2 protein-coding genes are annotated in these 14,470 nt (G+C 62.6%); both read left to right on the forward strand.

Annotated elements, in window-relative coordinates; genetic code table 11:
• Window positions 1–62 precede the first annotated feature (62 nt).
• Window positions 63–11,789 (forward strand): filamentous hemagglutinin family protein, encoded by an 11,727-nt coding sequence (locus J6524_RS16495; RefSeq protein WP_225672300.1) that lies wholly within the window; start codon window positions 63–65, stop codon window positions 11,787–11,789.
• 819 nt (window positions 11,790–12,608) lie between these two features.
• Window positions 12,609–14,291, forward strand: coding sequence for a PAS domain-containing hybrid sensor histidine kinase/response regulator (locus J6524_RS16500; RefSeq protein WP_225672302.1), 1,683 nt, complete (start codon window positions 12,609–12,611; stop codon window positions 14,289–14,291).
• The last annotated feature ends 179 nt before the right edge of the window (window positions 14,292–14,470 follow it).

Below are 14,470 nucleotides of genomic sequence, written 5' to 3' on the forward strand. Positions count from 1 at the left end.
GATCGCGGCACCAGAACGGTGAAGGCGATCACAGCCCCTTCGTTGTCGCGCGAGAGCCCGTGATGTCCAATAGCCGTTCTTCCGTCCATTCCGCCCGCACCGGCTTTTTCCGTCACGCCGCCTTGCTCGCGAGCGTCAGTGCGGCAGCGCTGTTGATGGCTGATACGGTGGCCCACGGACGTTCGCTGGGTGGCCAAGGGGCTGCGCCATCGCAGGCCGCGATCTCGGCGGCGCAGTCAGCGTCGCAGGAGGCCTCGCGGGCGGCACAGCAGGCGAGCAATTCACTCAAGCGGGCGACGCAGGCGATTCAGGCCATGCAGGCGGCGCAGCAGGCGGCTCGTAATCTCGCACTGACCGCGCCAAGCACGGTGCAAAACGGCTTGCGACCGGGTGGTCTGGTGGTGATGCCGGGCGCGACGCCAGGCGCGACCAACGGCGGTGCAGGATTATGGCAGGGCGCCAATTTGCCGACTGAGTCCACAAATGCCGGCCGCACTCAGGTCACGGTCAAGCAGAACGAGCAGAAGGCGATCCTGACCTGGAAGGAATTCAACGTCGGCCGCGAGACCGATCTTTATTTCGACCAGCGCGCCGGCGGTGCTGACGCCAAGAACTGGATCGCGCTGAACCGCGTGACGAATCCTGGCGCCGCACCGAGCCAGATCCTCGGCTCCATCAAGGCCGAGGGACAGGTCTACGTGATCAACCAGAATGGCATCATTTTCGGCGGCGCGAGCCAGGTCAACGTCAACACCTTGGTTGCTTCCTCGCTCAGCCTGTCGAACCAGCAGTTCCTGGCCGGCATCAATACGTCCATCGTTGTCAGCAGGGGTCTCGCCGGCTACATGCATTTGCCGCAGTTCGGAGATTACAACCCGAACCTTGCCGATTCGACCAAACCAGCCAATGATCCTAGCCAGCCCGCACCTTTCATGCCGGCTAGCGCGCCTGGCAGCGTCCTCGTTGAGGCCGGCGCCGAAGTTGCGGCGGCGAGCGGCGGCAAGGTGATGCTGTTCGCGCCCAAGGTCATCAATAGCGGGCTGGTCAGCGCACAGGACGGCCAGGTGATCATGGCCGCCGGCGAGCAGATCTATCTGAGAACCAATGTAAGCACCCAGTCCGATGTCCCGGCCGCCGTGCGCGGTCTCGACGTCGCCGTCACAGCGCCCATGCCATGGCTGTTCAACTACGACCATCTAATGGGTGCGCTTAAGCGAGTGCCTCTCAACTCGGAGCAGCCTTACGGCGATAGCGTTCGCGACGTCATACTTCCCTGGATGTATGAGCGCGCGGCGACGGTCGGCTACCAGATCGTGAACAACGGCATCGTCGAAGCCAATCACGGCAACATTACCGTGATGGCGCGCGACATTGTCCAGAATGGCTTGCTCTCGGCCTCGACGGCGCTCAACAACCGCGACGGCTCCATCCGGCTGCTAGCCTACAGTAACGGCATGATGGCCTCGAGCGGGAGCTTCGATCCGGCGCTTCTGTATTGGCAGACCGGCAACGTGCGCCTGATGCCCGGCAGCGTCACGTCGGCCATGCCGGACCTCTCGGACGCGAGCGAAATCGAGCTGTCGGCGCTTTCCACGCGTTACAAGCCGGGCCGCGTCGAACTGCGTGGCAATCTCATCGACATCCAATCGCAGGCCAACGTCATCGTTCCCGCCGGCACAATCAGTGTGGTCGCGAGCAGTGCGGCGCAATTTTCCGATGAGCCCGTCAGCGGTGAAACGCCGGTTCGTGATGGCAGCCGGATCTATATCGGCGAGGAGGCTTATCTCAGCGTCGCCGGCTTGAAGGACATCGCGATCGCAATGGATCGCAATTTCGTCGAGGCCGAGTTGCGCATCAATGAATTGCGTGACTCGGTCCTTTATCGCGACTCGTGGCTGCGTGGTCAGAAGATCGTGGTCGACCGGCGCGAAAGCGGTGCTTTCACCGATGGTCCCATGGCTGGCGTAAGCTGGGGAGGTGCTGCGGGCTCATGGGTCGGAACGCCGCTGGCGGATGTATCGGCCTGGATCGGCGTCGGCAAGACCGATTTGGGCGAATTGTCGACGGTCGGCGGTTCGATCTTCATCTCGTCGTCTGGCTCCATCATCACACGGGCCGGTTCTATCCTCGATGTGTCGGGCGGGTCGGTGCGTTACGCAGATGGCTTGGTCAAAACCACCAAGCTGATTGGCGCCGATGGGCGCATCTACGACATCGCAGACGCCAGACCCGATCAGGCCTATGTGGCTTTCGCCGGCGGCTTCACCCGCTCGCACGACCGCTGGGGCATCACGGAGACCTGGACGAGCCTGCTCGGCAAGACGGGCGCTCGCTACGAGCGCGGTTACACGGAGGGCCGCGATGCCGGCTCGATTCAGTTCTACGCCGCTGAAGGCATTGCGCTTGAAGGCAGCTACTGGGGTGGGGTTGTCGTCGGCGAGCGCCAGGGCGCCACGGGCGAATACTCCAAGGCGGGCTCGCTGACCTTCGGCGGCAAGGACGACAGCGACAGGCAGTGGCTACTCGACAAGCTCATCATCACCGGCAATCCAGTCATGTTGCCGAAGGATTTCACCGCGACGACGGCGCTCGATGCGTCCTGGTATGCTCCCCCTCCGAACGCGAGTTACCTTCCGGAGCGCACCACGTATCTCGACTCCGGTGTGTTGGCGGCATCCGAGCTACGCAACATCGAGCTTTATGTCTCCGACGATTTCACTCTCACGCGGGGTACGACCCTCAATCTGACGCCGCGCAGCACGTTCTCGGTGCTCGCCAATTCAGTCGACAGTTACAGCCAGAACTTCCACATCGATGGCACGATCCGCACAGCCGGCGGCACGGTCAACCTGCTCCACGCGGAGAGCGTGAAATTCGGCACCACCGGAGCCATTGACGTCAGCGGCCATTGGGTCAACGAACTGACCAACGGCATGGCCGCACTCGCGCCGCAGGTCGACGGCGGCACCATCACGCTCATGAACGCGCGGTTCGATGTGGGCGCGGTGCTCGATGTCTCGGGCGGCGGTTGGATGAAGAATCGGAACCGCAAGCTGCAGACGCAAGCCGGCGACGGCGGCACGATCCAGCTCAACACGATCGATATGGCTGAATTCGCCAAAGCTGACCTGCGCGGCTATTCAGCCGGCTCCGGCGGCTCCCTGGCGTTTTCGACGACCGGGAACCTGCAGATCGGGGGCGATGTGCCGGCGGCGGCCGACACCTTCCGTCTGCCCGAGACGCTGTTCACCGAGCGCGGCTTCAGTTCCCTGCAGATCGGGGCGGGCGGCAGCATTATCGTTCCGGCAGGGGTCGCAGTCTCTCAACCCGCGCGCAGTGTGGACCTGACAGACGCCGCCCGCTTCGGCTCGGGCACAAAGCTCGCCGACATGAAGCTTGCCGAGATGGGGCCGCTCGTGGTCCTGCCACTCTCACAGCGCGTCGATCTCAAGCCGACATCGCTCTCGCTCGCCGGCAACAATATTTCGATCGGTGCCGGGGCCATTGTCCAAACCGATATCGGTGGCCGCATCACATTGGCGGCGTCGACCAACGTTGGCGGCGTGATCGAGATCTCGGGCAGGCTTCAGGCGCTCGCTGGGACGATCAACGTTTCAGCAGGAGCCGTTGCGGTCACCGCTACCGGCGCACTCGTCGCAAATGGCGTGCCGGTTATCCAGACGGGTGCCTTCGGACTGCGCGATGGCGTCGTGCTCGGCGGCGGTTCGGTAAACGTCGGCGGGGCCGTTACGTTGCATGCCGGCTCGCTTATCGATGTCTCGGGCGCCAGCGGTGAAATCGACCTGCCGGTTTCCGGCACGTTTGGTTCGCGTGCAACAAGGTCGGTCGCGCTCGCCAGCAATGGCGGCAGCATCTCGATGTCAGGGCAGGGCCTGATGGAGGGGACCTTGCGCGGTCATGCCGGAGGTAGCGGTGCACGCGGCGGTGCCCTAACGCTGTCCTCGGGAACGCTGTCGGCGTCCTTGATTTTGTCCGACACGGCGGCGGCGCAGCCTGGATTGGTCGTGCGTCCGTCACTTCTCCAATCTGCCGGATTCGCCGACCTCACTCTCTCTTCCTCTTCGACTATTCGATTGGAGAGCGTGGACCTCACGGTCGGAAGCTCGATCTCGATCCTCGGCGCGCTGGTCAACGGCAACGGCACCAGTTCACGCTTATCGGCTCCATACATTTCGTGGCGCGGTGTGTCATCGAGCGACCCGACGCGCGCGGGCAAGCTGACGCTCGCCGCCTCGCTCATCGACATCGACAGCGCATCCGTTCGCGGCTTCGAACAGTCGGTGCTGGAGGCATCCGATATCCGGCTCACGCCGCTCCGGCTCGGCCTTGGAGCATCGCTCGACGTCGACGGCACGTTGGTGTTGAAAGCCGGGCAGGTCTATCCGACTTCGCAGACCAGCGCGACGATCAGAGCCTCCGACAAGATCGTTGTCCAGCAGAACGGTGAGGCCGGTCTCGCCTTGTCGGTCGGCGGCTCCTTGACACTCGAGGCGCCGGTGATCGAGCAGGGCGGCACCCTCCGCGCGCCTTTCGGGCAGATCACAGTCAAGGCCAGCCAGAAGCTGACACTCGGCGCCGGCAGCGTCACGTCGGTCAGTGGCGATAGCCTCATTCTACCCTATGGAAATCTCAGCAATAATGAGAACTGGACCATCGTTACAACTGATGGAGGACAGGCAACGGTCATTGCCAGCCTGCCCGAGAAACGCATCACCCTCGATGCGCCAAATGTCGATCTCGCGGCCGGATCAGTGGTCGATATTCGTGGTGGCGGCGACTTGCACGCTTCGGAGCACGTGCCCGGGCCGGGAGGTTCGCACAACGTGCTGTCGAGGCCGGGCCTCTATGCAATTGTACCGGCGCTGAACGATTCAATCGGCGTGCCGGATGCGACGCTGCGCAGCGGCGATCGTATCTGGCTCGATGGCGGCAGTCGCATCCCCGCCGGCTGGTACACGCTGCTGCCGGCACGCTACGCGTTGCTGCCGGGCGCCTATGCCGTGCAGATGGTGAGCGGCTCACAGGGCGTGCCGATTCCGAGGGCTGTTGGCTTGACCGACGGCTCCATGATCATGGCCGGCTATCGCGGCAATGCGCATGACGGCAGTCATGATCAGTTGCCGTCGTCCTGGCGCGTGATGTCGGGCGATGTCGTCCGCAAGTACAGCGAGTACAACGAAGCCTTTGCCAATACATTCTTCGCCTCCGATGCCTTCAAGCTGACTCAGTATCGGCTCACCGGCCAGAATATTGTTACCCCGCGCCTACCGATCGACGGCGGCTCGGTGGTGTTCAAGGCGACGCAGGATCTGATCTTGAACGGCCAGTTGCGCTCGCAGGCCGCAGCCGGCGGGCGCGGCGGCCTTGTCGATATTGCCGCACAGAAGATCGCGATTCTGGGCACAGGGCAGGACGCCGGCGCGCTGCGTGCCGACGGCTATCTGGTTATCGATGCGGTCAATCTGTCCGGCTTTGGCGCGGGCAGCCTGCTCGTCGGCGGCATCCGCAGCGGTGACACCGGCGGCCTGCGAGTGGATGTGACAGCCGACAATATTATTGTGCGCAACAGCAGCGACTCGGCGTTAACAGGATCGGAAATCATCCTGGCCGCAAGCGAGACGATCGAGGTCGGCGCCGGCAGCGTCATCGCCGCGCGCGGCGATGCGCCGACCGGCGCGGGTGATCTCGTGATGGCGCCGCAGGTGCCGCAATCCATCAACAATAATGGCACGTCCAACACGAGCGATGACTTTGTGGTGCCGGCACGGGACTGGGGCGCCCTGATCCGCGTCTCCAACGGCGATGCCGTGCTGGTCCGCCGCACCAACGTCGACACCACTGTCGGCGGGCAGGTCACCATCGGCGCCGGCGCCGTGATAGACGGTGGCAAGGCTTTGCTGATCGATGCCACCAGGAGCACCGCCGTCACCCAGGCGACGCTGTCGGGCGCGGCCCTGTCGCTCGCATCGGGCCGCATCGGATTCGGCGGCGGCACTGGCCTAGTGATCGATGCCGCCGCACTGGCCGCGCTCGCCAACACGCAGCATCTGACACTGCGCAGCTATTCCAGCATCGACTTCCATCGCGGCGTCGATTTGTCCGGCCTCAACGCGGTGACGTTCGATTCTGCCGCGTTGGTTGGCTACGGCAGCAATCCGATCACCGTCCTCGGCAACCGGCTCGTCCTGGAGAATACGGCTGCCGCGTTCAGCGAGCCGGCCGGAGCCGGCCACAGTACCCTAAGTCTCAGGGCAGCGGAGTTGGCCTTCGGCGAGGGTGCGAAAGCGCTGCGCGGCTTCGACACTGTCATGCTGACAGGCACGACGCGCATCGTTGGCGAGGGCAACGGTCGGCTCGACGCGGGAGCAGCGACGCTGACCTTCTCGACACCGGTGCTCACTGGCCGCGGCGGCGCCAGTCAATCTGTGACGACGACCGGTGCGATCGCGGTTGCGGCGAGCGGTTCCAGCGGCCCGCGCGACCTCGACAGCCTCGGCGCGCGCTGGAGCTTGACCGGCCGCTCCGTCGCCTTTGACGGTCGCATTGACGCGCTTGGCGGCGCGGTGGACCTTGCCTCCACCAATGGTGACGTCGTTCTCGCGCGGGGCTCGCTTATCGATGTCGGCGGCTTCGGCAAGCAGTTCTTCGACGTCGCCGAATATGCCGATGCCGGGCGCATTTCTCTGAGCGCGGTCGGTGGTTCGGTGCTGCTCAATGCAGGCGCGACGCTCGATCTCGGCTCGGCGCGCGACGCCGACGGGCGACCGGTTGGCGGTGGGGCGGGTACGCTCGCGCTCGCATCGGACGGCAGCCAAGTGGTTCTGGATGGCACGATCAAGGCAACGGCCGCCGCCGGCCAGCGCGGCGCATCCTTCTCGCTCGACATAGCCACGTTGCCGAATTTTGCAGCGCTCAGTCAGCGCTTGAACGAGTCGGGCTTTTCGAAATCACGCGCCTTCCGCGTGCGCTCCGGTGACGTGACCGTCGATGGCACAACTGTGGTCGAAGAGTTCTCGCTCTCCGCTGATCAGGGCATTGTCACCCTTGCCGGCACGATCGACGCCCGCGCGCGCTATGGCGGCACGATCGCGCTCTACGGCGGCCAAGGCCTCGTTATGACCAACGCCGCCGTGCTGCGGGCGGGTGCGACCGATACGGTGGATCATCTTGGCTCCGGCCGGGTGACGCTCGGCATTTCCGGCGGAGCGCTGAATATCCAGGGCGGTGTGATCGACGTCGCGGGCGGTGAGGGTGGCAAAGTCACCTTGCGCGCGCCGGTGATCGAGCAGCATGGCGCCGACACCGTCAACGTCTCCTTCACAGGCACGATCGCTGGCGCGCGCGAGATCGTACTCGAGGGCTACAAGCGCTTCGATCTCGCTCAACTCGCGGGCAATTCCAATTATGTCGGTGTCATCATCAACGGCAGCGGTCAGGCCGAGCTTGATCTTGCCGCAACGGCCGCGGGCAAGCTGAACGTCCTGGCGGACTACGGCGCCGGCACGCTGGTGGAGTTCGTGCGCGACTTCGACATCTCGGCTGCTTACGGCGCACTCGGCGGCCTGGCGGGACAGGCCAATTTCCATGCCCGCGCTGGCATGGAATTGAACCACACCGGCGACATCGTGTTGAAGTCGAGCTGGAACTTGGCTGCGGGCGTTGTCGACCAAGCTGGCGCGATCGCTGCCGGCGTTATGGCCATCGATCCGATCCTCAACAAGCCGTACGTGGTGGCAGGCCGCCAGGGCGACCTGTTGGCCAATCACACCACGATGATCTACCGCACCGGCGGCAGCATCTTCGGCGAACCGGGCGTGCTGACTTTGCGCGCCGGCGGCAATCTCGTCCTCAATGGCAGCATCAGCGACGGCTTCTTCAATTTCGCTGATCCGCTCGATGCCGATTACGTGGCGAAGGCCAATTCCTATATTGCCGACTACAACCTGTTGCTCAACGGCGGCTTCAACAGCGGCGGCGGTAACTCGGCCCTGACGAGCTGGAGCGCTTACACCAGCACGACAGCTTTGCCCACCCGCTATCTGGGTTTGAGCTTCGGCTCGACGCAGACCGCCTTTATCCCGACTGTCTTGCAGGATATCCGCGCCTCGTTGCTGCACGTGCCCTATAGCGCCGCTGCCAACTCAGCAGCGGCCAAAGGAACGATGGCAGGCGGGGCGGGCGATGCCGTGAAGTACGCAGACCTGTTCCCGGGCGTTAGCCAGGGCGGCGGTCAGACGGTTGCGCCGGCCTCGTGGTCCTACACGCTGGTCGCCGGCGCGACGGCGTCCGGTCAGGCTGCCGATCCTCTGCAGCGCATGGCCGGCACGTCCGGCAGCATCCTGCTGCAGGAACAGCCGAGCTTTACCTACACAGCGAATCCCGCCCAGCAGACTCGTAACTCGGTGGTGATCGATCTCAATACCGGCTTCAGCCCCTCGTCGGCGCCGAATACCAGCTCCGGCACAACCACTCCGGAAAACTGGTTGACCCCGATCACGAGCTATAGCGGGGTAAACGACAATGCGACTGCGGTCGTCGCGGTCGGCAGGCTCGATGCGTTCCCAGCGCGCGCGCTGCTTGACCAGCTCTTCGCCGAGTTTATCGCCGAGAAATCACTGGTGCGGAATTCGTCGGACCCGGCGAAGGGCTACAAGATCATCCAATCCTCGTCGACCGGCTACAGCTTCGTCATGTCGGTGGCGAACTTCAAGTTATTCTACAATCAGAAGATCGTTCCCAATCTGACCGCTATCCTCGCCACGTACACGCTGCCGACGCCGCCTGTCCCGCCGGTCCAGACGACCGCCAGCGCTGCCACCATGGTGCGCACAGGAACGGGCGACATCAACATAGCGGCAAGCGGCGATATCCAATTGAAGGGCGGCGCGTCGATCTACACCGCCGGCCGGCGCGATCTCACGGTCTTTAGCGATTTCACGACCGCGCCGGCAACCGCCAGCTACGGCGTGGGCGGTGGCCATGTTCACGTCGCCGCGGGCGGCAACATCGATGTTACCCTGCCGACCAATCGCTCGCAGATGCAGCACTATACCGAGTGGCTGAAGCGGCAGGGGACGGTCAATTCGTCCTACCTTTTCGGGCCGGTCTGGCAGAGCGGCCTGCCGGATCGTCCCCCCGAACAAAGCTCCTGGTGGATCGACTATACTAACTTCCAGCGCGGTGTCGCCGCCCTGGGCGGCGGCAATGTGGACATCAGCGCCGGCGGCGATCTCAACAACCTGACGGTTGCGGTGCCGACCAACGGCCGCGTGCGCGGCGGACGCACCGCCACCGAACAGAAAATCCTCGAGCTGCGCAACGGCGGCGCCATGACGGTCGGGGCGGGTGGTGCCGTGCGCGCCGGCTACTACTACCTCGGACGCGGTGCCGGCACGATCGAGGCCGGCGAATTCGCGGTCGGACGCGAGGTCAAGGTGAGGGGCGGCGCGCAGGTGACGACTTATCCGATCGCACCGATCCTCTCGCTCGGCGATGCCACGCTGGACGTGCGCACCGCCGGCGATTTGCGGCTGCAGACATTCCTCGACCCGCTGATGGTCGGCAGGGGTGATGAATACGAATTCAGCTTCATGAGCGGTCAGACCGACCGCACGGCGCTCAGTCTCACCTCGACCGGCGGCGACGTCAGTCTGGTGGGCCAGACAACCTATCTCTCGAAGGACGCGGATTCTACCAGCTCTGCAGCTCTAATCGCCTTGAACAACTTCGCTGGCAACATCTATCCGTCGAAGCTGCGTATCGCTGCGTTGAACGGCTCGGTGATCAACGAGTCGCAGTACAACACGACGACGGGCTTGGTGCCGACGCTTTACACGCTGCCGGGCAGCAGTCCGGAGCTGCGGATCGTCGCCGCGGACGACGTTCTTGTTGGCTCGATCCTCATGAGCCGCGCCACGCCCGCGATGATCCCTTCACCTTTCGAGCCGGTCGCCGGAAACACCCTCGTGCACGTCAACCTCAGCGGGATGCATAGCGTTTTGACGAATCCCATCGGAGGGCCGGGCTTCACACCGCACGCTCTGCACCTCTATAATCTGAGCAATCCCGCGCATCTGCCGAACGAGAACGACTACGAGCCAAGCCGCATCTATGCCTTAAACGGCTCGATCATCGGCACCACCTATAGCTCGGGCGTCTCGATCGCCACGGCCGCCATTACGGCGAACGAGCAGACCTGGTTCCGCGCCGGCACCGACATCCGCAACATCAATTACAATTTGCGCAACATCCATCCGACCGACGTATCGCTCGTCGAGGCCGGTAACGACATCGTCGGCGGGCCGATCTATGGTTCGATTTACGCGCAAGGGCCCGGTGCCGTTGTGGTGAGCGCCGGCCGCGACGTCTATGCGCCCGAATTGCATATCATGACAGTTGGCAATCGCGCCTACGATACGAACAACCGGCCGGTGAATTTCTCTCAGATCTTCGGTCTGCCAGATGAGAGCGCGGCCATAACCGTGATGGCGGGTTTGAAAGGCAAACAGCCGTCCTATGACGCGTTTCTGGCGGCCTATCTCGATCCGTCGAACGTCGCGGCGATGCCGGACTATCTGAAGACAACCCTGGCGGACGGCGCAATCGTGCCAATCTACTTCACCGACGCTTACGAACTCCGCAAGTCCGGACAGTCGCATAAAATCCGCTCTGGTCTTGTCTCCTTCGTCAACGACGTGACGGGCGAGACCCTGACGCCGCAGGATGCCTGGGCCAGGTTCCAGAGCCTGCCAATGCTGACCCGTGAACGCTTCGTACGGCAGGTCTACATGCAGGAGTTACGCGAAGCCGGTAAGGATCAGAACGAGGCGGGCACGGACGGTCTGCCGCGCAACGGCGGCTACAATCGCGGTTACACGGCGATCCGGACGTTGTTCCCGGGCAATGACTGGAAGGGTGATGTTGCGATCGGCAACGCCCTGTTCCGCACCATGGCGGGGGGCAATGTTGAAGTGCTCACCCCCGGCGGCGGCTTGCAGGTGGCGGCGTTGGGCAAGGAAGCCCCGTCGGGTTACGGCCTGGTGACGTTGGGCCATGGCGACATCAATATCTTCGCCCGTAACAATGTCGTTGTGAACCGCTCGCGCATTCTCACCTTTGGCGGTGGCGACGAGATCATCTGGTCAACGGTGGGTGATATCGACGCCGGCCGCGGCGCCAAGACCGCCCGCGTGCCGTCGGCGCCGGAGGTCCAGACCGATATCGACGCGGTGACGCGCATTCTGGAGAAAGCCGACATTTCCGGCAGTGGCATCGGCACCATCGTTGGCTTCACCGGCGTGGAGGAGGGCGACGTCCATCTGATCGCGCCAGAGGGCACGGTGAATGCCGGCGATGCCGGCGTGCGGGTGAGCGGCAATCTCAATATTGCGGCTCTCTTTGTGCTGAACGCCAATAATTTCCAGGTCTCTGGTGAAGTCAAAGGTTTGCCGGTGAAAGAGAGTTCGGCGCCTCCCTTGAAGCTCGAGGGCGACGCGAGCCAGAAGGCGGCGACCGATGCCGTGAAGGACGTCACACAATCGCGAACCTCCGAGCGGCCCTCCGTCATCATCGTCGAAGTGCTCGGCTTCGGCGGCGGTGATGGCGACACGCCGGCCAACCCGGATGAATCGCGTGAGCGTAGCGCACCGAGCGAGCAGAGGAGCCAGGATCCGAACAGTGCCTATCAGGTTCTGGGCGCGGGGGAGATGACGGCAGACGAAGCGAGACAGGTCATCGCCGAACGCCGTCGCGCTTCCGGACAGCGATGATGTCGCCGCAGCGTCGCGTCTCGACGACCGAATTGCGAGGGCATTCTGTCGAGGTGCGGCCGGCGCCGCCGCTGACGACGTAGCCGATGCGGCAGAACGCACATTTGCGGGAAGGCCAGCCTGGAGGCGCCACCCGTTAAATCCAGCCGATGCAACTATGTCTTACTGCCGGATCGAAACATCGTCGCGGCCAAACGTGCCACGCGCCCAAGCGCTCGAAACGCAATGAAAATGCCTTAGCTCCAAGGCACTGATCAATTGTCGGCCTTAAAGTAATTTTCGGAGGCGGCAAAGCAAAAACGCACGGCCGACGCTGCTACGCTCAATTCGGCATCCGCACTTTGCTCGGTATTGAAGTGATTCTCGCTCTGATTGTGCAACGAGACTCCCGCTCTCGTGTTGTGACAAAAGACGAAGAAGTCGCCTGTCGGCCAGCATGAGATACTGCCAGTCATTTATGACGCGAAGCTGACCAACCGCCCCGATGATGCGGGGACTCGCGAAATACATTTGTCACACAATTTCAGGCGCGTATTCGCTCGCTCCAATGCATCAAACGCGGGAACCAAAGGACGTATCCCGCGATTACTCCACACCCGTGCAACTCAGGCTTGAGCGTTAAAAATACTTACTTGCCTGGCGACGAATGATCTTAGTCTCTCCACGATTGAAAGACAGATTGCTCGAGCGACAACGTCGCTTTCTGAAGTTTGCTGTCATCGTGATTGTCCGTACCGCCGCACTTACATTCGATCCTGTCTTCGCAACCCCGCATTCGGCTGAGCGGATCTGCATTGTTTCCGGTGGGAGCTGCGCCGAATGTTGATCGAAACTTCAGCGCCGCAGATCTTGCGTCAAGCAAGCGATCTGGCTGCGAGACCAAAAATTCTGATTGCGGACGATGATCTGCGCAATTTGATGGAGCTCGATGCCATCTTGGCGGCTCCGGACCGTGAGGTCGTTCAGGCGCGATCCGGATGGGAAGCGCTGAGCCATGTGCGCCAGGATGATTTTGCGGTTATTGTTCTTTATATGCGGGCTTCTGATCTCGAAGCGCTGCAAATAACCGCACGCATGAGGGCAGATCAACGCACCTCGCAAGTTCCGATCGTCTTTATCGCGGCTTGTGGTGCCGACGAATTGCAGATCGCGAGCAGCCGTTCAGCGGGCGCCATCGATTACATATTCACGCCGATCAATCCGAAGCTCCTCCGCGCGAAGATCGACATCCTCATCGATCTTTATCGGAAGACCGAGGAAATTCGCCGGCTTGCCGAGCAGCGAAAGCGGCTACTTTTGGAGAATTTGCGCATTCAGAAGGAAAAGCTAGCGGCCGAGCAACGGCTGCGCCATCGCGAGGAGCATCAGTCACTCGTTTTGCAGTCGTTGCCAATTGCGCTCTACACGGCAAGCGGTGGCCCCGGCTTGCGACGGCTGCGCTTCACCGACGATAGTATCCGGCGTCTATCGGGCTTCTCAAGCTCGGATTTCCGGAGACAGTCCAATCTGTGGGAGGCCAGGCTCAATCCCGAAGAACATGGGCGGGTGATCCAGGCGTTCGCGAACATCGAGAATACGGGCTCGGCGAGCGTGGAGTACCGCTGGCGCTGCGCGGACGGAACGGAAAAGCATATCCTCGACCATGCCGTCCTGAGCGCGGTTCACAACGATGGCCGCCGCGAGCTCTTTGGATTCTGGCTCGATGTTAGCGACAGGAAGTCCCTTGAGACAGATCTGCTCCACGCGAGCAAGCTGGAGGCCGTAGGACGCCTGACTGGAGGCATTGTCCACGACTTCAGGAACATGCTGAGCGTGGTGATCGGCAATCTCGATCTGCTACATGTACTTATTCGCGATAACAGCGGCGCAAGCCGCCGACTCCACTCTGCGCTCGAAGGGGCGCAGACCTGTGCCGAACTGACCAGTCGCCTGCTTGCCTTCGCGCGCCGCCGCGCGATCGAGACCGACGTCGTTGACGTCGTCGAAACAGTTGAATCGATCATGGACCTGCTGACATGCGCGCTCGGCGCCAATATTCGCATCCGCACGGATTATGACAAGGGCTGCTGGCCTGTTTGTGTTGATCGGCCGCAGCTCGAGGCCGCGATTGTCAATCTGGCGATCAATGCGCGCGATGCGATGCCTAACGGAGGGCAGCTGGGCATTTGTGTGGAGAATATTCGTCATACGGCCGATCAAGAAGGTCACGAACCTCCGCAGCCGCCGCGCGAGTTCGTGCGCATCACCGTGAGTGACACGGGTATCGGTATGTCGGCCGAGATCGTGGAGCACATCTTTGAGCCGTTCTTCACCACAAAGAGCGCAAGCAGGGGAGTTGGCTTGGGCCTTAGCATGGTCAGACACTTTGTCCGGCAGTCAGGCGGCGACGTCAGCGCGCGAAGCATTCCCGGAACCGGAACCAGAATCTGTCTCGATCTTCCGCGAGCGAAATTGGAGATTCCACAAGAAGCAGATCATAATTTGTTTGATCTGTCCGCATGACAGCCACCCAGTGCGAGCATGCCAAACCGGCCTCGCCCAGAAGTCTTCATTAGAGCGTCACCTAAAAAGGGTTCAACGCTCCTGAATGATGTGTCCGTGCACTCGGGAACCAGCTCATACAAAGCAACATACGCACCGGAGTCCAAGCCCGGCGTGTTTCAGATGTAACCGGGTGCTTG

The sequence above is a fragment of the Bradyrhizobium hereditatis genome (genome assembly GCF_020329435.1).
In the GTDB taxonomy this organism is placed as follows: domain Bacteria; phylum Pseudomonadota; class Alphaproteobacteria; order Rhizobiales; family Xanthobacteraceae; genus Bradyrhizobium; species Bradyrhizobium hereditatis.